The 23,867-nt window shown below is 37.2% G+C and carries 14 protein-coding genes; 6 read left to right on the top strand and 8 right to left on the bottom strand.

Annotation, left to right across the window (positions count from 1 at the left end):
• Window positions 1-116 precede the first annotated feature (116 nt).
• The 8 genes from EYD45_RS03645 to EYD45_RS03610 form a co-directional block, all read right to left on the bottom strand.
• Window positions 117-2,372: a glycoside hydrolase family 3 N-terminal domain-containing protein gene (locus tag EYD45_RS03645; protein ID WP_130963001.1), complete on the bottom strand. Its 2,256-nt coding sequence runs from the start codon at window positions 2,370-2,372 to the stop codon at window positions 117-119.
• Window positions 2,365-3,168: a carboxylesterase family protein gene (locus EYD45_RS03640; protein ID WP_130963000.1), complete on the bottom strand. Its 804-nt coding sequence runs from the start codon at window positions 3,166-3,168 to the stop codon at window positions 2,365-2,367. The genes EYD45_RS03645 and EYD45_RS03640 overlap by 8 nt, the downstream gene beginning before the upstream one ends.
• Window positions 3,169-3,179: 11 nt before the next feature.
• Window positions 3,180-4,550: a glucoamylase family protein gene (locus EYD45_RS03635; RefSeq protein ID WP_130962999.1), complete on the bottom strand. Its 1,371-nt coding sequence runs from the start codon at window positions 4,548-4,550 to the stop codon at window positions 3,180-3,182.
• Between the two features lie 4 nt (window positions 4,551-4,554).
• Window positions 4,555-5,910: a glucoamylase family protein gene (locus EYD45_RS03630; protein ID WP_130962998.1), complete on the bottom strand. Its 1,356-nt coding sequence runs from the start codon at window positions 5,908-5,910 to the stop codon at window positions 4,555-4,557.
• Window positions 5,911-6,009: 99 nt separating this feature from the next.
• Window positions 6,010-7,788, bottom strand: coding sequence for a LamG domain-containing protein (locus EYD45_RS03625; RefSeq protein ID WP_130962997.1), 1,779 nt, complete (start codon window positions 7,786-7,788; stop codon window positions 6,010-6,012).
• Window positions 7,789-7,795: 7 nt separating this feature from the next.
• Window positions 7,796-9,328 carry a RagB/SusD family nutrient uptake outer membrane protein gene (locus EYD45_RS03620; RefSeq protein WP_130962996.1) on the bottom strand — a complete coding sequence of 511 codons (1,533 nt, stop codon included), beginning with the start codon at window positions 9,326-9,328 and terminating at the stop codon, window positions 7,796-7,798.
• A gap of 19 nt (window positions 9,329-9,347) precedes the next feature.
• Window positions 9,348-12,374: a SusC/RagA family TonB-linked outer membrane protein gene (locus tag EYD45_RS03615; protein ID WP_130962995.1), complete on the bottom strand. Its 3,027-nt coding sequence runs from the start codon at window positions 12,372-12,374 to the stop codon at window positions 9,348-9,350.
• A 223-nt stretch (window positions 12,375-12,597) separates the two neighbouring features.
• A complete protein-coding gene (locus tag EYD45_RS03610; protein ID WP_130962994.1) occupies window positions 12,598-15,399 on the bottom strand; it encodes a helix-turn-helix and ligand-binding sensor domain-containing protein in 2,802 nt (933 codons plus the stop codon).
• 380 nt (window positions 15,400-15,779) lie between these two features.
• Here EYD45_RS03610 and EYD45_RS03605 point away from each other — a divergent pair, with 380 nt between their 5' ends.
• The 6 genes from EYD45_RS03605 to EYD45_RS03580 all read left to right on the top strand — a co-directional run bounded on the left by EYD45_RS03605 (window position 15,780) and on the right by EYD45_RS03580 (window position 23,864).
• Window positions 15,780-16,994, top strand: a complete 1,215-nt coding sequence (locus EYD45_RS03605; protein WP_130962993.1) for a site-specific integrase — start codon at window positions 15,780-15,782, stop codon at window positions 16,992-16,994.
• Between the two features lie 108 nt (window positions 16,995-17,102).
• Window positions 17,103-17,522, top strand: a complete 420-nt coding sequence (locus EYD45_RS03600; RefSeq protein WP_130962992.1) for an HYC_CC_PP family protein — start codon at window positions 17,103-17,105, stop codon at window positions 17,520-17,522.
• Window positions 17,523-17,640: 118 nt separating this feature from the next.
• Complete coding sequence (locus EYD45_RS03595; protein ID WP_130962991.1) at window positions 17,641-21,387, top strand: efflux RND transporter permease subunit; 3,747 nt, start codon at window positions 17,641-17,643, stop codon at window positions 21,385-21,387.
• The gene (locus EYD45_RS03590; protein WP_130962990.1) at window positions 21,384-22,604 is read left to right on the top strand and encodes a TolC family protein; all 1,221 of its coding nucleotides are present in this window, start codon (window positions 21,384-21,386) and stop codon (window positions 22,602-22,604) included. The genes EYD45_RS03595 and EYD45_RS03590 overlap by 4 nt, the downstream gene beginning before the upstream one ends.
• A 15-nt stretch (window positions 22,605-22,619) precedes the next feature.
• Window positions 22,620-23,135, top strand: a complete 516-nt coding sequence (locus EYD45_RS03585) for a DUF3347 domain-containing protein (RefSeq protein ID WP_130962989.1) — start codon at window positions 22,620-22,622, stop codon at window positions 23,133-23,135.
• A gap of 6 nt (window positions 23,136-23,141) precedes the next feature.
• Window positions 23,142-23,864: an acetolactate decarboxylase gene (locus tag EYD45_RS03580; protein WP_130962988.1), complete on the top strand. Its 723-nt coding sequence runs from the start codon at window positions 23,142-23,144 to the stop codon at window positions 23,862-23,864.
• The last annotated feature ends 3 nt before the right edge of the window (window positions 23,865-23,867 follow it).

Below are 23,867 nucleotides of genomic sequence, written 5' to 3'. Positions count from 1 at the left end.
ATTAAAACAATAACACCTAAGTTTCAGTCTTAATGACCAAACTTTACTTTGTTCACGTTAATTAATTTAATTTAAGCCTTTTTTTACCTAACTTTAAACAGACTTGAATATATTTTCTATTGCAATATGAATGATTGTTTAAAGTCAAAATCTGAAGACCCTTTAATGGCAATTTCAAACTCACCTGGCTCTACATCGAATGTATTGTTGGCATTGTAATACTTTAAGTCTTCAACCGTTACATCAAAACTCACCGTTTTACTTTCGCCTTTTTTAAGAAATATTTTTTTGAAACCTTTAAGTTCCTTTACTGGTCGCGTTAAGCTTCCAACCTTATCATGAATATAGAGTTGTACTACTTCATGACCATCATAATCGCCCGTATTTGTAATAGTGGCTGATGCTGTTAACGTATCTGAAAACCCGATTGTTTTACTTGAAAGTTTTACATCAGAATAATCAAATGTGGTATAACTTAAGCCATGACCAAAAGGATATAATGGTGTATTTGGTGCATCTAAATAATGAGATTTATAGTCTTCATGTGGGTTATCTGGCGGGATTGGGCGTCCTGTATTCTTCATATTATAATAAATAGGCACTTGCCCCAATGTTCTTGGAAAGGTTAGCGGTAATTTTCCGGAAGGATTATAGGCTCCAAAAATCACATCAGCAACTCCGTGGCCTCCGCTCGTTCCTGGAAACCAAGTTTCAAGAATGGCATCTGCCAAAGTATCTTCTTCAGATAAATCAAGAGGGCGTCCATTCATCAATACCAAAATAATTTTTTTGTTAGGTACTGCCTTTCTAATCGCTTTAATCAATTCGGTTTGACTTCCAGGAAGATTGATATTGGTTCTACTTGCGGCTTCCCCGCTCATATCGTAATCTTCTCCCATTACCATTACCACTTTATCTGCTTTTCTAGCTGCACTAATGGCTTTACCAAACTCACTAGTATCATCTCCTTCAATTTCACAACCTTTGGCGAAAATAATTTTAGAATCGTTTAAATATTCTTGAATGCCTTGATGCACGCTAATAGCTTTTCCTGTTCTATCGCCTGCGGCACCCCAATTTCCTAGAATGTTTTCTTTATCTTTTACTAGTGGACCAATTAACGCTATCGTTTGGTTATTGTTTAATGGTAATGCTTTATCGTCATTCTTTAATAGCACGGAACACATCGCAGCAGATTTTCGGGCAGCTTCCAGATACTCTGGTTTATAAATGGTTTCCTTTTCGCGCTGTTCATCACAATATCTATAGGGATCGTCAAAGAGTCCTAACTTATATTTTGCCAACAGAATTCTTCTGCAGGCATCATCAATTAATGCCTCATCTACTTTTCCTTCATTAACCAATTCTTCCAAAAATTCACGATTGGCACTACTCATCATATCTTGGTCTATACCCGCTTTTATCGCTAATTCTGTAGCGTGCTTTCGGTCTTTAGCGTATCCGTGCATCACCAACTCATTGATGGCTGTGTAGTCTGTTACCACGAAACCATTAAAGCCCCATTCATCTCTCAAAATATCTCTGTAAAGAAATTTATTTCCGGTTGCAGGCACGCCGTTAACTTCGTTAAATGCTGTCATAAAGGTTTCTACGCCTTCTTCAACTGCAGCTTCAAAAGGCGGTAAATACGTATTTCTTAGTTCATCCATCCCCATATTTACGGTATGATAATCGCGACCCGCTTGTGCAGCACCATAACCCACGAAATGTTTAGCACAGGCTAAAATGGTATTGTGTTTTGAAAGATCTTCTCCTTGAAATCCTCTTACATAAGCTTTTGCTATTTCGCTACCCAAATACACATCTTCTCCAGCCCCTTCAGAAATCCGACCCCAACGTGGGTCTCTACCTATATCTACCATAGGCGCGAAAGTCCAATGAATGCCTTCGGCTGATGCTTCTTCAGCTGCTATTCTAGAGCCTTTTTCAATATCTTCTAAATCAAAACTAGCTGCCAATCCTAAATTGATAGGAAAAATAGTTTTAAACCCATGAATTACATCATAACCAAATAACAACGGAATCCCCAAACGGGTGTCTTCTACAGCCATTTTCTGCAAATCTTTGGTGCCTTTTACAGAATATACATTAAGCATAGCTCCCACACTTCCTTCTTTAATGAACTTCTTATTATTAGAACTTATTACTGGCCCAGTAACACTCCAACCGCCACTGTACATTACGGTTTGACCTATTTTTTCCTTTAACGTCATTAAACTCATCAATGAATCTACCTTTGCATCATAGGCAGTTTCTTCAGAATGATGGACTGTATTTTTCGATTCTGTTTTACAACTAAAAGTGGTAACAGCAAATAGAAGTATAAAAAATTTGGCTAGCGTTTTATTCATTTTTTAATGTTTTTGTGTTAGAAAACAACCATGGTAATAATTCAGATTCAGCAAAAGCAGAATCCCAACTATTATGATTGTCATTTGCATATAAGGAAAAACTAGGTTTCCCACCATGTTTTAAAATACCTTCGATCATTTTTACAGAAGATTGGGGATTCACAACATCGTCCTTAGCACCATGAAACACCCAAAACGGGGTGGTTTTAGCATAATACTTAGTAGCTTCAGGGTTTCCAGCCCCACAAATAGAAAAGGCCGCAGCGAAAAATTCAGGTTTTCTATAAACAATTTCAAAAGTGCCCATGCCACCCATGGACAATCCACCAACATAAATACGTTGTGCATCAACATAAGGTTTAGACACCATGTCATCCATCAATTTCATCACTAAATCCAATGGTTTTGTTGGTGCTATATCCAAAGGAAATTCCAATTTTATAGGCCTTGAGTTTCTATCGACTGTGGCATTTGCCCAAAATGATTTTTTAGGACATTGTGGAAAAACAATTATAGCGGGAAAAACACGTCGGTTAACCGGATTTAAAAACAACTTGCTTCCGTGTACCAATTGCGCATTATTATCGTTGCCTCTTTCACCTGCACCATGGAGAAACAACACTACTGGGTATTGTTTTGTTTCATCGAAATCCTTGGGCATCAACACGCGATACAATAGTGTATCTGATTCATGAATAAACTCTTTTTTTTCGTAAAGCTTTTGATGCTGCGCTACAACTGAATTTACCAAGCAGAATACAAGGAGCGATAACGCATATTTATAAAATGAATTCATACCTGTCTTTTTTAATAATTAAACCCTAATTTATCCAATCCTTTCTTGACATCTTCATTTTGCATGAATAAATTCCAAAGTAATCCTGTTCTATGGTTTTCAATCATAACGATTTGAGGCCCCTGATCTATGGCTAAATACGTTTTGGTTACCCAGAAATTATAGTGAGGACTCAAGGCATCGTAAAACCCTGCTGGCCCCAGTGTTTTATCTTTATGTTGATAGAGATAGTGCATCACTTTTAAAGATTCCGATGGTGTATATGGTATAGAACTTATTGCTGCTGTTGGCGAAATCACACCTTTATCGTTTGAGGGACTGTGCGCCGAATACCCTCTAGAGCCATCAGCATTTCTGGAGTAACTAGCCGTTAAGCCCCAAAGGTCTTCTCCATAACCAGTATAATTTTTAGGATTTACAATACAGTATTGCCGATTAATCTTAGTATGATTTACCGCTGCATTCCAATAGTTGCCATACTGATCACTCAAGGTTTTTGGGTTCAAACCTAAAAACGAATAATGACTAAAGAATAAAGGTCCGCCTAAGTTAGAACCTCCAGCATGCCTCAACACCAATGGAAAACCATACTGTGATGCGGAAGACATGATACCGCCATTACTTGCCCAACCTTCTTCATACACCTCTTTTTCTATGGAATACTCGGGTGATGCTGCTGCGAGAATATAGGTAATCATTACCTCATTATATCCTGTTAACTTCAAATTAATATCAAAACCATGGTTTGGGCTCCAATGCCAATACAATGCATTTTGGTTTTGGGTGTACCAGTTCCACTCTACACCTTTCCAAAGTGTATCGGCTTTTTCAGCTAAAGCCTTTTCGGTATCCGAACCATTTTTAAAATACTCCTTAACACAAATTAATCCTTGCACTAAAAAAGCGGTTTCAACCAAATCACCACCATCATCATTGGCTCCGAAGGGCATTACAGTCCCAGTATCCCCATTAATCCAATGAGACCATGCTCCATGAAATCTATTTGCATTTTCGAGAAAAGTTAGTAAAGTGTTTAACCTAGACACTGCCTCAGCCCTTGTAACGTAGCCACGTTCTATACCAACCAAAATTGCCATTAGACCAAAACCCGTACCGCCAGTTGTAACCACCTCTTGATTTAGAGAGGGTTCGTCAGGGTGATACCGTTCTTTGGCCCCTCCGGAAGCTGGATGGGCAAAATCCCAAAAGTATTTAAATGTTTCCTTTTGAACCAAATCCATCATCTCCTCATCGCTTAAGGGAACAATGGTTTCTGGTTCATCATCTGAACCTGGAATATAAGGTTCTTGATATCCTGGACCACTATCTTTTCCACAGGAAAACATTGCAAGACACAATAATATCACTGCAAATCGCTTCATAAATCTATTCGCTTTTTTTGTACGTGAACCCTAACTTATCTAACCCGTTTTGAACTTCTTCGTTTTGCATGAATAAATCCCATAGCATTCCTGAACGATGATTCTCAATCATAACTGGAATTGGGCCTTGATCTATTGCCAAATAACGTGGATTATACCAATTGTGTTCAAAACTGAACGCATCATAAGGACCGTATTTTCCAATTAAACTATCGTGATCCTTATATAATTTTTTGAGCATTTTCATACTAGCTTTAGGTGTATATGGAAATGACGATAATGCTGCAGTGGGCGAAACAACACCTAAATCCCTATCGGGTCTATGCCCTTTATAGCCTTTTACTGAATAGCTTGAAGTTAAACCCCAAATACTATCTCCATAACCTTTGTAGTCATTTGGGTTTTCAATAGAATGCTTATGATGAATTTTTGCGTGGTTTTGCACCAATTTCCAATAGTCTGCATACTTGTCATTCAATCCTTTAGGGTTCAATCCTAAATAGGAATAATGTGCCCAAAACAATGGGCCTATTTTGTCATCGTTATGCTCATAATAATTCAAAATAGTAGGAATACCATACATGGTATCTTTAGAAATTATTGAATCGTTTCGTGCCCAGCCTTTGTGATAGACATCTGCACTTACAGAATGCGTAGGTGATGCTGCAGCTAAAACATACATAATCAAACATTCGTTATAGCCCCCAACAGGAAAATTCTTTTCCCATTTATATTCGGGCGACCAATGCCAATACAATACATCCTCGCCTTTGGTGTACCAATCCCATTCTACTTCGCGCCAAAGTTTATCAATTTTTTCTACAAGCTTTTGCTCCTCTTCATTGCCATTTTTGAAGTATTCTGCAACAGTTAACATACCTTGAACCAGAAAAGCCGTTTCTACCAGATCGCCGCCATTATCCTTTTTGCTGAAAGGGTACACTTTACCTGTTTGTCCATCTATCCAATGGGACCATGCACCATGAAATCTATCAGCCTTCTCCAAAAAATCAATCATTTTTTGGAATCTATTTAATGCCTGTTCCCTCGTGATAAAACCTCGTTTTACCCCCACCAAGATAGCCATCATTCCAAATCCTGTTCCTCCAGTAGTTACTGTATGTTTTGGGGAGGTAGGATAAATGTTATCCATGTGCAAACGTTCTGGAGCTAGACCAGAATTAGGTTCGGCACCATCCCAAAAGTAATTGAAGGTTTGTTTTTGAATTTTGTCCAGTAACGCTTCATCGTCTATGGCAAAACTAGCTTTGTTTTTAACCGCCAAGTCTTTTTGATTGTTCTCTTTACAGTTGAATAAAATAAGGCAAAGAATCGGTAGGATATATACTTTTATCTTCATAAAAACGAGTACATTAATTTTAGCCACGCCAAAAAGCGTGGCTAAAATCTTAACTAAATAAACTAAACTCTGTATTTAAACTAAACTAATACATTATCGTTAATTGTCCATAACGGCTTGAATTTCTGTCTGAGAAAGTGCTTTATTGAATATCTGTAACTCATCAATAAAGCTTGAGTCTGATCTATGGTTCCAACCTGTGAATCGTGGTGCTCCTGACATTATGGATAAAATATCACAACCTGTCCAGTCCACACCTCCATAGGTTCCGTCTCTCACCACTTGACCATTGATATACACTGCTGCTTCTGTTTGCGAAACGGTAAATGCAATGTGTACCCATTCATTGGACGCAGGATCAATATCTGCTGCTGCTCCACCATCAAACCAAGAATCACCATCACCTCTACCTACATTCAGCTTAATGCGTTGCATACCTCCCGCATTCTCTCTAAACAGTCTAAATCCTGAAGATCTATCATTTTGAGAATCTGGGAAGTTAGCATTATCTGTATCTTCAGGACCAATTACTAAAATACCTGCACGGTCTGGTGTAGCATTTACTTTGTACCAAAATGCCGCACTTAATTCGTCTCCAAGCATTCCATCAGTTGGAAACGTTAAATATGAATCTGCTGCACCTGCGTATGCATTGATACCAGCTTTAGATTCTCCAGCAAAACCAGGCGACCCTACTTCGGTAGCATCAGTTTTGCTAATAGATTCGGTATAACTTCCATCAAATGACATGTTGAATATTTTACTACCCTGAGCCTTTAAATTGGTAACTTCACTTTGGGTTAATGCTTTATTGAATAATCTTAGTTCATCCATGAAACTCGAATCTGATCTATGGTTCCATCCTGAAAACCTTGGCTCTCCGGACATTATGGATAAAATATCACAACCTGTCCAATCTACACCACTAAAGGCGCCTTGTCTTACCACTTGCCCATCAATATATACTACCGCTTCCGATTGAGAAATGGTAAATGCTATATGCACCCATTCGTTCGCTGAAGGATCAATATCAGCTGCTGCGCCACCATCAAACCATGAATCTCCATCCCCTCTACCAACATTTAATTTAATACGTTGCATACCGCCTGCATTCTCTCTAAACAACCTGAAACCAGAAGTTCTATTGTTTTGAGAATCTGGGAAATTGGCATTACCGGTATCTTCCGGACCAATTACCAATATTCCTGCACGATCTGGAGTAGCATTTACTTTATACCAAAACGAAGCACTAAATTCATCACCTAGCATGCCAGCAGTAGGAACTGTTAAGTAAGAATCAGCAGCACCAGCATAAGCATTAGATCCTACTTTAGCTTCCCCAGCAAAACCTGGAGAACCTACTTCTGTAGCTTCATCGAAGGATATCAAATTTGTAAAACTACCATCAAAAGGCATGTAGAACATTTCTCCACTAAACAAAGGTGTGTAAGGTGGTTTTTTACTGAAACTAGACATTGCTGTCGCAGTATTTCCTGCAATATCAGTTGCTTTTACAGTAAGCACATGGTCTCCTGTTGGAATATTGTCGTAGTTAAAATCTCTGGTAACAATGCGATAATCTAAAAACGTATCATTAACTTCATTCTCGTACGAAGCTATTTGCACACCATTTAATTCTACTACAATGTTATCCAGTTCAATATCATCTTCTGCCTTAAACTCTATGTCTATTGAGGTTACAGGCTCTGGAACTTGAATTTCGAACCCGTTGGTGGGTTTCATAATCGTAATAAGCGGTGCACCCGCGTCAGGCCCTGGATCTACTTCGGTTATTGGATCTATATTATCCTTATCGCATGCGGTAAAAACCAGCATCAACAGCAATAACGTTGTTATTCTTTTTGATATATTCTTCATAATATTTTTAGTTGTTATTATTCACATACTCCCTTAGAATGAAACTCTGCTCCAACTGTGCCAAAGGATAAGGCAAAAACGCCTTCTCCATTGTAAAGCTTCTTCCATCATAGCTTAACTCATCCGTTTTACCCAGACGAACCATATCAGCATATCTTATGCCCCATTCCATAGAGAATTCAGCAAATTTTTCATCTAATACATCTTCACTTGTAGCTCCGCTAATTGGTGTTAGTCCAGCTCTGTTTCTCACTTCGTTAACAGCATCATCAGCAGAACCAGCGTTACCAGTAGCACCACGTGTAAGCGCTTCAGCGTACATCAACAATACCTCAGCATAACGAATTACCGTAAAGTTTTTATTTGTACCATAATTTGTTCTACCTGGTGTAAGCTGAACTGATGGCAGATAATGTTTTCCACTAGCAAACATCGCTCTAGAATAATCATTAATACGATCTCCATCACGAGTTGTATTACTCACAAACGAAGGTAAATTTGTATAACCAGCTGCTTCAAGTTCTGCAATACCACGGTTAGTGAACAATACGCTTGTTTCTAAACGTATAGACTCATTTCTGTCCAACATAAATTTGATAAACTTTAAACTTGGCTCATAGAATCCCCATCCGCTTCTAGCACCAGCTACTGCGGGAGTCCAGTTTTGGGAGCCATAAAATGCATACAAATGCCCAACATTATCTCCAGAAGATTGACCAAAATCTGAATATTGGATTTCCAGAATATTTTCTCTATTGAGTTTTCCAGGTATCTTAAAAAGATTATAAAAATCATTAAATAATTGAAACTTATTAGAATTTATAATCTGTCCTGTTGCATCTGCTACACCTTGATAGTTTTCTAATTCTAAATTTGCCATTGCCTTAACTGCCAGTGCAGTATATCTTGTAATACCTCCAGGCAAATCATTTCTATCAACTGGATGTGCGTCCAATAAATGCGGTATGGCCTCATCCATTTGATCTGACACCCATTGCATCAGTTCATCTTTTGGAAGCACTTCAATTTGGGTTTGGTCTGGTGTATCAATTTTATAAACATCTCCAAAAGCACGTGACAGTTGCAAAGTAATAAAACCACGTAACGCTTTAGATTCAGCTATATATTGGTCTATTAAATCGACACTTACTCCATTGGCCTTGAACTCTTTCAGTTGGTCAATTTGTACGGTAATTTGTAATACATCTTGAAACCAATTATTCCAAAGCGAGTTATACATCCAATAATTATTATCGTAGATAAAATTATCAGTATCTGCAAACCCCTGTTGGTCTCCTAAACCACCAGAATTTACATCATCACCTCTTACAGCGAGAAGAGGTATTTGCTCCCATCCCATACTCTGAAATGCTCGGTAAGATCCAACCAAAGCACCAAATGCACTTTCCGCACTTGTATAGTCGATATCACCTTGTTGTACAACAAGTTCTTGTTCTTCGTTTAATTGTTCACTACAATCCATAAAGAAAATGGGTAGTGCCAACAACATAATTTTAATTAAAAATGATTGTGTTTTCATATTTCTTTCTTTTTAGCAATTAAAGTTTCACATTTACCCCGAAGGAGTAGACGGCTGGCACAGGATATGTCCTTAAGTCAATACCATCAAATCCAACTTCAGGATTGAAGCCATTAAAGCTTTTAGCCCATTGGAACGGTCTGTCAGCTGTTAATGTAAATCTCATCTGTGGCAAATTATTTGATTTCAATGTATATGCCAACTGTATATTTTGAATTCTAAAGAAGTCTCCTTCTTCCAACCAGAATTCAGACATTCTTTGGTTCCATAATTGTCTGTAGCCTTCAGATGAAGGGAATGCGTTTGTAGTACCTTCACCATGCCATCTATTTACAGCTAATTGCGCATCAATATTACGGCCTTGGGTTCTTATTACCTCTGCACGGTTTCTATTGAGTATAACGTTACCGCCTTGCCCATAAAATTGTGCAGACACTTCCCAACTCTTGTAATTTAAACCAATATTACCTCCGTAATAATAGGTTGGCACAGGCGACCCTATATAAGTTCTGTCATTTGCATCCAAAACACCATCAGGCTCCAAATCTTTGAACTTAAAATACCCAGGCCTAACGTCTACACCTTCTGCAATTGCGGCTTGAGCTATTGGGTCTGAAGCTATTTCGGCATCGTTTTGATAAACGCCATCTACTTGCCATCCGTAAAACACATTAATCGGTTGTCCAACAGCTAAACGCTGTCTGAATTCTGCACTTCCACGATCAATATGAGGTTGTCCTTCCAAATCTGTAATTTCATTTTTGATAGAACTAAAGTTTCCTGAAACGGTAAATCCTAAATCTTTAGTAATTTCACCTCTATAAGTAGCCGCAATTTCAAAACCTTTATTTCTAACACTACCTACATTTTGTTGGCTAACATCAGTTCCAACCAATGGTAAAACAGGAATAGCCAAGTTCTTCGTATCCTTAATAAAGTAATCAGCTTCCAGAGATAAACTATTATTAAATAATCTTGCAGTAAGCCCGAAGTTAGCTTCTTCTGTAAACTCCCATCCTAAATCATCAGCATTTGTAGAAAACGAAAAACCGTTGATTAAGGTATCGTCAAAAACTGTTGAGATAGTGCTCGCACTCTGAGGAACACTAGCAGGAACAGCGTCGTTAGCTAATCTACCCCAACCGGCTCTAAATTTCAGGAAGTCTATAAACTCAATGCCTTCCATAAAACTTTCTTCTGATGCCACCCATCCAGCACCAAAGGCAGGAAGGTAAACATAAGTTTCTTCGTATTTATTACTCCCTTCTGCTCTAAAGGTTGCATATGCAATATACTTATTTTTAAACTTATACGATGCTCTACCAAAATAAGAGAATCCATAAGCTCTACTTCCACCGTCATAGGAAATCCTACTATCTTCTGCGGTATTTGACAGGTACCAAGTTTTATCATTATCCCTTATAAAAGCTGCTCCTGGATCAAAATTACCTCTTGTGCCAAAACTTCTAAAATAATCATCTCTATAAGATGTACCTCCCATCAAGGTGAGGTCATGATCTCCAAAAGTATCATTATAGGTAAGTACATTATCTAAAATATAATTCTCTTGTACTGAATTGTTTCTGGTAATGGATGACTCTTCAATTGGCCTTTGGAAGTTATCAGAAACAAAATACGGTAACAATACTATTCTTTCATTATTATTTCTATTGTTATATGACATCGTTGTTCGAAAATTCAGTTTCTCTGGCACAAGACTAATCTCTGTGTAAACATTAATAGTGCTTCTTCGACGTTCTCCTCTCCTATCTGAGTTATCTAATAGAGGAAATGGGTTTTGGCTTCCTCTATATCCTATTTCTCTTGCATCTGCATATGGAAAAGGATCAGCATCCGTAAAGTTGGAATCAAACACTGGCAAAATTGGCACTGCATAATACGTTAATTGCCACGCCGAACCTTCATCATCATATTTAATGGCTCTACTGTTTAAAAAGTTTGCACCTACTTTTAACCAACTATTAACTTTGGCATCTACACGCGCTCTTAAGTTAAAACGCTTATAATCATTTCTCATATCAAGAATACCATCTTGCAACAAATAGTTACCACCAATGGAGTAGGCAATAGATTCCGTACCTCCATTAATTTGCAAATCGTGGCTGTACATAGGCGCATCCCTTAGCACTTCTTTGTACCAATCTGTATTTACATTTGGAACGTTGGGATTAACCCTGCTTCTACCAAAACGTTGCATAGCATCATCTATACTTGCTATTTCAGCACCAGAGCCAGACTCCAAAGCAAATGTGGTGAACTGTTCTGCATTGGCCATTTTTAAAATGTTTTGCGCTCTTTGTATACCATAGTTTCCCGTATACTCTATTTGCGCATCCCTATTAAACTTTCCACCCTTAGTGGTTATTAAAACCACACCATTTGCAGCACGCACACCATAAATTGCAGCGGCTGAGGCATCCTTTAATATTGATAAATCTTGAATTTCTGATGCATTAAGGAAATCTATATTATTGTAGAACATACCATCTACAACAAATAAAGGTGCTGAATTTCCAAACAAGGAATTGATACCCCTAATATTAATCTCTGGTGTATCACCTGGTGAACCCAGACTGCTAATTTGCACACCAGCAACTTGACCTTGGAATCCTTGTACTACTTGCGCCGCCTGAACTTTTTGTAATGCTTCAGGTTCTATGGTTACAATGGCGCTGGTTAAGTCCGCTCGCTTTTGGGTACCATAACCAACTACTACAACTTCATCAAGTGCGGCTATATCCGGTTCGAGAGAGACATTAATTTGCGTTTGGTCTTGGATAAGCACTGTAAAGGTTTTAAAACCAAGGGAACTGAATTCCAATGTTTCGCCTTCGCTTACGTTAATGGTATAATTACCATCAAAGTCTGTACTTACTCCTCTTGTAGTTCCCTGCACAATAACATTTACCCCAGGAATTGGTATATCATCCTCGGCACTTACAACTGTACCTGAAACGGATTTTTCCTGTGCGAAAACATTAATAGCAAATAGCAGGATAAACAATAAAGTAAATCTTGTTTTCATATAGTCTTATTTAAATTGTTAGTTTCTACTAAATTACAGACTAGATGAAATCTTATCAAGAAAACAGATACACATAAAATACGTCATTGAAGAAAAATTTAAAAATTTACTGTTTGACGTACTAAAAGCCTTAGCGAAATCAAGTAAAATAAGAGTATTAAATAAAAAATGACGTAATAATGACGTAGTAAATGAGTTAGTAGAAATCGGTATTTATACTATATTATTTGAAATCTCTTAGATAATCACCTAAAGATTTATCATTTTCTAAATTTAACTTGCGTTTTAATCGATACCTGTGAGTTTCTAGGCCTCTTATTGACACATTCATCAATGGCGCAATTTCTTTAGTCAATAAATTCATTTTGATGTAGGCACAAATCTTCAAATCTTTGTGAGTAAGTTTTGGATGTTTGTTTTTCAATTGATTAAAAAACTCTTCGTGAACTTGATTGAAATTGTACTCAAACAATTCCCATTCATCTTCATGACCAATTGTACTATCAATCATTCTTAAAAGGCGCTTATAGGCCAATGAATTTGCAAAACCTGATTTGTTCTTCTCTAATTCATTTTTAATTTCAAGCATAGATTCATTTTTCTTCACTAACGCCATTGCTGTATTGGCAAGCTGCTTACTTTTAAGCTTCACTTCATTCTTAAGGGACTGATTTCTTAACTCAACAATCTTTTTATCATTTTCAATTGCCTTTTCTTTAAGTAAAGCCTCTTGCTCTTTCACTAACTTGTCGTGAAGCAACCTTTGCTCCTTGCTTATTTTTCTTCTATGTAAACCATAAAACAATCCTGCCGCCAGAACAAATACCAATACATAAAAAAGAATATTTTTATACCACGGAGGTAAAATTTTCATCTTAATAACGATGGGTTTCGATACATCTCCTGAAAAATTAGATGTTCTAAAATGTAAGTTGTAATCACCATTACTTAGCCCAGAAAGTTCTAACTTTTCTTTATCCATTTTATACCAATTCAATTTGCCATTTGCCGCAATAGCATACTCGAAAAAATAATTTTTGGACAATGGTGAGGAAACGGAAACAGCTACATTTTTGTTAAAAGGAAACTCATAAGCGTTTTTATCATCTATATTAACTAACACCTTGTCTAACTCTATCCGTTCTATAACAGGCGCTTGCAATGTGTCATTTGCACTTTCAATAGTTTTATCTATTAGCATAAAACCGTCATAAAGATTAAATGTATAAATAGAATCATTCAATTTTGAAACACTTTCCGCACCAGCCACCAATCGTTTTTGCAATAGGGAATTTGGAAGGTTTAAGGTATTGTCATCTTTAGTTAATGACACAAAACTGATTTTACCTTTGTCATTCTTAGTGACTAAAATATCAGTATCTGATTCTGAAATAATCTCAGTATCATTTCCAAAAGAGTCATTTAATATATCATGCGGTACTATACTATCAAGTATACCTTCATATTTTTGCCACCCTTTATTTGTTTTGAAGCAGATATCATTTTTAATTTTATGAACTTTTACATTATAATCAGACCATAAACCTTTGTCTTTATAATTTTTAAAATTTAAAATACTATCATGATTATTATCAAACTGAACCCTAAACAAGCCTTTATAGGCGTGAGCCGCCCAAAGGGTGTGGGAGTCTTCAAACACTAAGTATTTAATGGGTATAGTCCTCGAACCCATATGGTTAACACGCCAATTCTGATTCTCAAAATCAAACCTTACGATACCGCCATAAGTTCCCTGCATAAATGACTTCTCTTTTTCTGGGATTTTTTTGATTACCCAACCACCAGTGAAATCAGATATTTTAGTCAGCTTATCATTTTTAACTAAAAACGTACCACTATTATGACCACATATTAGTTGATTATCGATTATTTTCAAGTCCCAAACCTGTCCTTGAGACCCTTCTACAAAGCCTATTTCATTTCCATCATCATTCAAATAGAATAAGCCAGTATTACTTCCTAAATATAGTTTGTTGTTGTAACTTATAACATCATAAACAGCACCCAGTTTACCAGAATTGTAATTAAAAAGTATACGGTTGTAATCCAAATCCAATTTGGCTAAACCATTATCCAATCCCAGCCATACTTCGTTGTCTTTCCCTAGCTCATGGCTTAAAACCGTATTGTTGAGTAAACCATTGGCTTTATTGATAAGATATTTCACCCTCCCCTCTTTATCAGTGATATAAGCACCGTTTTTGATGGTACCGAATATCATATCTCCATTTTTAAGTATACTAAAACTATTTAATTGCTGCTCTTTAATTTCGGTGTTTATATCAGTCTGCCATGGTGAAATACTACCCTTAAGGTTATCATACAGAAAACATCCATTTAAGGCTGTAGTTATAAGCAATTTGTCTTGGTATTTAACTATAGAGATTACCTTGGTGTTGTGCAATAAAGGATGGGTAATAATGGGGACTAATGTTTCATTTTCTAACGTAAAAATACCATGCCTCACTGTGGCTACGTAAACCTTGTTATTCACTATGCTGCAGGATAAAACTGTAGATTCAGGTTGGATTTTGGTTACTTGCCCATTTTTATAGCTATACAAGTTTGAAAATGACCTAAAAAGAACAGCATCATTATATTGGAAAATTTGCCAAAACTCTTCAGCTAATGATTCTTGCCTTTCCTCAAAACTACTTAACGAGGTGTACTCCAATCTTCCTTTTGAATTCCTTTTCCAATAGCCAAACTCCTCATAAGAGCCTGTATAGACTACACCTTTGTGCGCCAATACAGAACGGATAATAGTTTTATTAGGTAATTGATAGAAATTCCATTTCATACCATCAAACTCCATTAAACCTTTATCATTCGCAGCATAAAGCTTTCCATTTTCAGCAATGGAAATATCCCAGTTTTTATTTCCTGCACCAAATTCGGTTAAAGCGTAATTTTGAAAAAAGGGTGTGTATTGTGCATTAACTGTAACACAGCACAGAAGTAAAAAAAATAATATGAAAGCATTCTTTAAACTTTGAATCATCATTTGCAGAACTATAAAACAACCTTATATTGAAATATAACCAATAGTTTTGAAATGATTTATAAAAAACACTACAAAATAAAAAAAGCCTCTCATTTCTGAAAAGCTTTGTTTTTTAGTGCGGGCGGAGAGACTCGAACTCTCACACCTCGCGGCACTAGATCCTAAGTCTGGTATATATTGCACCAATAAAACATAAATTAACTCATTTTCAATGATTTATGTTTTCAATCATTTTATTTAAAGTCATATAATATCAGTTAATATCAACATTTGTTGTACCTATGTTGTACCCAAAAGTTCCAGTAAATTCGTATCTTTAAAGTGAATTTTTGACAAAATGTTGTACCTGATTTGGCTTTCGTATCTAAAACAGGTTCAAAATGTCAACAAGTGCAAAAATAATACTTCGCAAAAAACCTAACGCTAAGGGACAATATCCACTTGCGGTAAGGATAACTAAAGACCGTCGTTCCACTTACAAACACATAGGTCACTATATTGAGTTAGAAGATTGGGACACAAAAAATCTTAAGGTCAAGAAATCACATCCAAATGCCGAAAGTCTAAACAACCTTTTGACATCAAAACTTTCAGAAGCAAGAAAAGGTTTGATTGTTTTACAGACCAACAATAAAGATGCAACCGCACGGCAAATTAAAAAGGAAATTTACAAGCCAACTTCCAAACTCACTTTCTTTGATTTTGCGGATGAACATCTCGAAGCTCTTGAAGCTGAGAATAAAATTAATCGCCATTCTACAGATTCTGCTTGGCTCAGTTATATAGAAAAATATTGCAAAGCGCGACACCTCACTTTTCAAGAAATAGATGAACGCTTTCTCAAAAAATTTAAAATCTACCTAAAAGGTTCTTGTTCACTTACGGAAACTACTGCTATGAACGTTATGGTTTTGATTCGATTACTTTTCAATCGGGCAATAAAGGATAAAGTAGTAAGCAAAGAACTATACCCGTTTGGTACAGGAAAATTTAAAATAAAGTTTCCTGAAACTACAAAGACAGGACTAACGGGAAAAGAAATACAAGCACTCGATAATGTTTCTGAGCTTACCGATATGGAACAGCATTCGCTGAATGTCTGGCTGTTTAGTTTCTATTTTGCCGGAATGCGTGTGTCCGATGTGCTCTTTACAAGATGGTCGCAAATCTATGACGGCAGGTTACATTATAGAATGGGTAAGAACTCAAAATTACTATCCTTGAAGATTCCAGAAAAAGTGGAAAAAATCTTGCTGCAATATATTTCAGACAAAAGAAGTGATGATGATTTTGTGTTTCCAGAAATGAAAAAAGCCGATTTGACCGATGCTAAGGATATCTACAGAAAAAAGAAAGTTGCAAATAAAAAGTTCAACGACCATTTAAAGAAAATTACAAAAAGAGCTGGTATTCAAAAAAAGGTAACGATGCATATAGCTCGTCATTCCTTTGGTAATATTGCCGCCGATAATATACATCCATTAATGCTTCAAAAATTATATCGACATACCGACCTTAAAACAACAATTAACTACCAAGCAAATTTCATCCATAAAGATGCTGATGATGCCTTAGAGAGTGTGGTCAATTTTTAATTAGACAATTTATTGAACGTTGAAATTACTTCGTGATTCATCATAACATCAAAATTAAAGTTCTGTTAATCCCAATAAAAACTGTTAAATTTTTGTAATTTTGCACTAATGAAAAAGGTTTTCCATAAAATATTATCTGTTTTGATGGCTTTTGTAGTATTGTTTACTACATTGTCCTTTACAGTTGATATGCACTATTGTGGGGATTCTTTAGTTGACTTTTCGGTTTTTACGAAAGCGGAAAGTTGTGGTATGGAAAAAGCACAACCCGCTAAAAGTTGCGAAAATCCTTCGATGACTGAAAAAGATTGTTGTACTGACCAACAATTTGTTAAGGAAGGCAACCAAGACTTAAAAACATCTTTCGATAAACTTACATTCGAGCAACAAACTTTTGTTGCAACATTTTTCTACACATATATCAATCGCTTTGAAGGACTTGATGAAAACATCGTCCCTTTCAAGGATTATTCGCCCCCCTTTGTCGAACGGGAAATCCAGACCCTTTACGAGACATATCTAATTTGATTTTTAGACAGTAACCTTTTCGCTCTGCGGTATTTCCGTTTTGGGCTTGTTTGTTGTGGTCTTTTTTCAGAACTACATCAAGACCAACTTTTGTATAACTGTCTAATTATCATTCTATATGCTCAATAAAAGCATAAAATTTTTAATCGAGAACAAACTTGTTGCGGTACTAATGCTCGCCCTATTTGTGGGTTGGGGTATTGTAAATGCACCTTTTGGTTGGGATACTGGCATTCTGCCAAGTAACCCTGTGGCCGTGGATGCCATACCCGATATTGGCGAAAATCAGCAAATCGTCTTTACCAAATGGCAAGGACGTTCGCCACAGGATATTGAAGACCAAATTACCTATCCCCTTACCACTTCCTTATTGGGAATACCAGGGGTAAAAACCATTAGAAGTTCCTCAATGTTCGGGTTTTCGAGCATCTATATCATTTTTGAGGAAGATATAGAATTCTACTGGTCACGAAGTCGAATTCTTGAAAAACTCAACTCACTTCCAAGCGGTCTATTGCCAGATGATGTTAACCCAGCTTTAGGGCCAGATGCCACGGGATTGGGACAGATTTTCTGGTACACATTAGAAGGCCGTGATAAGGATGGTAATGTTACAGGTGGTTGGGACTTACAGGAACTTCGTAGCATCCAAGATTATTACGTGAAATATGCCTTGTCGTCTGCAAGCGGTGTTTCAGAAGTTGCCTCTATCGGTGGTTATGTTCAAGAATATCAAGTGGACGTGAATCCAGAATTGATGCGCCAGTACAACATTGGACTATCTGATATTGTAAAAGCCGTTAAACATAGTAATCAGGATATCGGTGCTCAGACTTTGGAAATGAATCAGGCTGAATATCTGGTTCGTGGTCTAGGTTATGTAAAGTCCATAGAAGATATAGAAAACGCGGTAGTTACCTCTAAAGAATTCACTTCTATCAGGATAAAGGATGTGGGCAAAGTCCATTTAGGTCCAGCTACACGACGCGGTATTCTTGACAAAGAGGGTGCTGAAGTTGTCGGCGGTGTGGTTGTGGCTCGATATGGTGCAAATCCCATGGAAGTCATTAACAACGTTAAAGACCAAATCAACGATTTAAGTGCAGGACTTCCTTCTAAAGAATTGGCCGATGGTCGCACTTCACAAGTTACCATAGTTCCGTTTTATGACCGAACCGAACTCATTCAAGAAACTTTAGGTACGCTGAATGAAGCGTTAACGCTCGAAATTTTAATTACCATTCTTGTCATTATCATAATGGTCTTTAACCTAAGAGCGTCTGTTTTGATTTCCGGACTGTTACCTGTTGCGGTATTGATGGTTTTTATTGCGATGAAACTTTTCGATGTAGATGCAAACATTGTAGCACTTTCAGGAATCGCTATTGCCATAGGTACTATGGTTGATGTGGGCGTAATTCTTTCCGAGAATATTATCAGGCATTTGGATATGGAAAACACCGATTCCGAAGGAAATAAACTGCCGATAAATACAATTGTTTACAATGCTACAACAGAAGTGTCAGGTGCAATCCTTACGGCTGTGTTAACCACAATTATCAGCTTTATTCCTGTCTTTACAATGGTAGGTGCCGAAGGAAAATTATTCCGTCCATTAGCCTTTACAAAAACAATGGCACTCACGGCATCTATAATCGTCGCACTATTTTTAATCCCACCATTTGCAGCTTTTTTATTCCGAAAGAAAAGCCTCAAAAATCCATTCAAATACATCCTAAATATTTCTTTGATAATTGCGGGGATAATCGCAATGATATATGGGTTCTGGTTAGGTCTCATATTGATTGCCTTTGGTGCTTCGGGAATCGCTGGACTACAAGGAAAGCTGACCGAAAAGAAAGCTAATTTGGTCAATATCATCATTTCATCGGTAGCCATTGTTTTCTTATTGGCCGAATACTGGCGACCATTAGGTTTTGACCGAAGTATTGCAATGAACCTCATTTTTGTAAGTATCGTGTGCTTTGGATTGCTTGGTACATTTTGGGTCTTCCGTAAATATTATACAAGAATTTTAAGATGGGCTTTACGGAATAAATTTCTATTTCTTTCCGTACCAACGGCTATAATCATATTCGGTGTTCTTATAATGCAGAATACAGGTAAGGAATTTATGCCTTCATTAAACGAGGGTTCGTTCCTGTTAATGCCAACATCTTTACCACACGCAGGGGTTGAAGAAAACAAACGAATTCTACAACAATTGGATATGGCAGTCGCCACTATCCCTGAAATAAAAACGGTCGTTGGTAAGTCTGGACGAACGGAATCTGCTCTAGACCCTGCACCCCTATCGATGTATGAAAATATCATTCAGTACAAGTCTGAATATATGATGAATTCGGAAGGAAAACATCAACGTTACAAAGTCAATGATGATGGTCTTTTTGTTCTCAAAAATGGTAGGCTAATTATCAATCCAAATAATGAAATAGAGGAAGGTGAAAACTATGAAGCATCCCAATTAAAGACAACAGTTACACGAGATGAATTGATTATTGACGATGATGGTGAGTACTATCGAAATTGGCGTCCTGAAATCAAAAGTCCAGATGATATCTGGAATGAAATCGTTCGGGTCACAAAACTACCCGGCATTACTTCAGCACCAAAGTTGCAGCCCATTGAAACTAGATTAGTGATGTTACAGACAGGAATGCGAGCGCCGATGGGTATTAAAGTCAAAGGCCAGAATTTGAGCGAAATCGAAGATTTTGGTCTTCAGATTGAAGCTGTTCTAAAACAGACGGAAGGTGTCAAAGAACAAGCTGTTTTTGCAGACCGTATCGTAGGTAAACCTTATTTGCTAATTGATATTGACAGAGAGCAACTTGCGCGGTATGGTATTTCAATAATGAAGGTTCAGGAAATTTTGCAAGTAGCCGTTGGTGGAATGCCTCTAACTCAAACCGTGGAAGGTCGTGAACGCTATGCCGTACGTGTGCGCTATCCTCGTGAACTAAGGGAAAACCCCACGGACTTGAAGAATATTTATGTACCTGTGGAAAAAGGAAATCCTGTACCTCTCGGTGAACTTGTGGATATTCGTTATGAACGAGGGCCACAAGTCATAAAAAGTGAGGACACCTTTTTAGTGGGTTATGTTCTGTTTGATAAACTGGACGGTTTTGCCGAAGTGGACGTGGTAGAAAATGCCCAAGCATTGATTAAAGACAAAATTGATAGTGGCGAATTAATCGTTCCAAAGGGTATCAACTATCAATTTACGGGAACGTATGAAAATCAATTACGAGCAGAAAAAACATTGTCCGTAGTTGTTCCATTGGCACTCATCATTATCTTTTTGATTCTTTATTTTCAGTTCCGTTCAGTCGCTACTTCGCTTATGGTATTTACTGGAATTGCCGTTGCATTTGCAGGCGGTTTCTTAATGATTTGGTTCTATGGTCAAGACTGGTTCTTAAACTTCAATTTCTTTGGCGAAAATCTGCGGGACTTGTTTCAGATGCACACTATAAATCTAAGTGTAGCAGTTTGGGTAGGATTCATTGCGCTGTTCGGTATTGCTACCGATGATGGTGTTGTGATGGCGACCTACCTCACACAAACATTTGACCGAAATACACCAGAAAACAAGAATGAAATTCGTGATTCCATCGTAGAAGCTGGCGAAAAACGAATTCGTCCTTGCCTAATGACCACAGCAACAACCATATTGGCATTACTTCCAATTTTGACTTCAACAGGCCGAGGAAGTGATATTATGATACCAATGGCCATTCCAAGTTTTGGTGGAATGCTGATAGCGTTAATTACGCTGTTCGTTGTTCCTGTGTTATTCAGTATGAAAAAAGAGTTTCAACTAAAACAAGCGAGCAAATGAAAAATATAATAATCATAGTATGTCTTTTGCTTGTTTCCGCTTTTGCGAAAGCACAAGAACTGCAATCCTACATACAAGAAGCAGAGGCGAACAATCCAGATATCCAAGCGTATGAATTGCGGTATAATATTGCCCGAGAAAAGGTAAGTGAAGTCAATACATTGCCCAACACTACAATTAGTGCTGGTTATTTTGTGAGCGAACCTGAAACCCGAACAGGTGCGCAACGTGCGCGTTTTTCAATATCCCAAATGTTGCCTTGGTTCGGAACAATTACCGCTAGGGAAAACTATGCCAGTTCAATGGCAGAAACCGAATTTGTAGAAATCGCTATTGCTAAACGGAAACTAGCGCTTTCCGTCGCCCAATCGTATTACACTTTGTATGCCAATAAGGCGAAACAAAATGTACTGGACGATAATATTCAATTATTGAAAACCTACGAGCGTTTGGCATTGACATCTGTTGAAGTTGGAAAAGCCTCGGCTGTGGATGTCCTACGTTTACAAATCCGTCAGAATGAACTGCAACAACAAAAGGAAGTTTTGCAGGAAGAATATCTCGCAGAACAAACCGTGTTCAATAATCTGCTGAATCGTGAGGAAGATATTGTCGTTGATGTTGTTCCAGAAATGATGATTCCATCGGAAGACCCTGTTTTTAGCGATGAAGGATTGTCCCTCAATCCTGAACTGCTTAAATACGACAAGCTCTATAAATCCGTAGAGCAATCAGAACTTTTAAATCAAAAAGAAAGTGCGCCAAATCTAGGATTTGGGCTAGACTATGTTCCCGTGGCAGAGCGACCAGCGATGAACTTTAACGATAACGGAAAGGATATAGTAATGCCAATGGTTACGCTTTCCATTCCCATTTTCAATAATAAGTATAGTTCTGTTTCTAAGCAAAATAAGTTGCGACAACAGGAAATAGAATCTCAAAAAAATGAACGATTGAACACGTTGGAAACTGCTTTCGCAAAGGCAAAATCACAACGTAATCAAGCACGGATAAAATTCAATACTCAGGAAAAAAATCTAAAACAGGCAAAGGATGCTGAAGAAATTCTGATAAAGAATTATGAAACGGGAACAATAGATTTTAACGATGTGCTGGACATTCAAGAATTACAACTAAAATTTCAAATTAATCAAATCGTGTCGGTGCAAATGTACTATGTACAATCTGCCGTCATCAATTATTTAATAAATCAATAATCTAAAATTATAGCAATGAAAACACTATTTAAGACAACAGTATTAATGCTTGCTATCGCAAGTTTGGTTTCGTGTAAAAATGAAACAAAAAATGACAACAAAAATTCAGATTCCGTTACTGAGAATGCCAAGACAGATGGATTAACTTTTAATGATGATAAGGTTGGAAAACAATTTCAGCATTACATTCATTTAAAGACCGCATTGGTAAACTCAGATTTCAATGAGGCTCAATCCGGGGCAAAAATGTTAATGGAAAATACGGGTGATGCAGATTTAAAAGGTATGCTCTCTAAAATTTCAGAAACAACTGATATCGAAGTACAACGTACTATATTTTCCGATGTTACGGAAAAGATGACTGATGTGGTAGCTGCATCACTTTCTAGTGGTGAGGTCTATAAACAATTTTGCCCAATGGCCTTTAACAATAAAGGCGGTTACTGGCTGTCTAAAGAAGAGGAAATCCGCAATCCATACTTCGGGAATAAGATGTTGAAATGTGGTAAAGTCACAGAAACTTTGAAGTAATCAACTATGGGTCGTTTATCAAAACAAATTCTTGTAGTAGCGTCATTTGCCTTATTAGTGGTTGGTTGTAATTCAGGCAATCAGAATACGGAAGTAAAATACTCAGGTGCATTGCGCTCAATGATGTCGGGTGATTTACAAGCGACTGCTTCTTTGGACTCGCTTTCAAAAAAGCCTCATTTATACGCATTGGGTGCTTTTGAAAATTTGAAAGGTGAGATTCAAATTTTTGACGGCAAGGCATTTAACTCAACTGTGCAATCTGGAAATCTTGTCTTTGATAAAACCTTCGATAAAAAGGCATCGCTCATTGTATATGCTGAAATATCCAGTTGGCAGAATATTGAAATTCCAAGTGCAATTGATTCTTCGAAGAAATTAGAAACATTTATTGAAAAACAGGCAAATCAGTTAGGTATCGATGCTGAAAAGCCTATTCCGTTTTTAATTGAAGGAATGGCGAAATCATTAAGTTGGCACGTCATCAATTGGAAGGATGGCGATACTGAACACACCCATCAAAAGCATAAGGAATCTGGTTTAAAGGGTGTTGAGGAAAATAAGAAAGTTGAAATTATAGGTTTCTTTTCCAAATCGCATCAAGCGGTATTTACTCATCATACTACCTTTTTGCATATGCATTTTAAAAATCAAAATGAAGAATTGGCTGGACACGTTGATGACTTAAAATTAAGTAGTAATATGATTTTAATATTACCAAAAGGCTAAAAA

The organism is Hyunsoonleella flava (assembly GCF_004310325.1).
In the GTDB taxonomy this organism is placed as follows: Bacteria; Bacteroidota; Bacteroidia; order Flavobacteriales; family Flavobacteriaceae; genus Jejuia; species Jejuia flava.
Note: the sequence above shows the minus strand (reverse complement) of the source record. Positions and strands in the feature narration are given on the sequence as shown.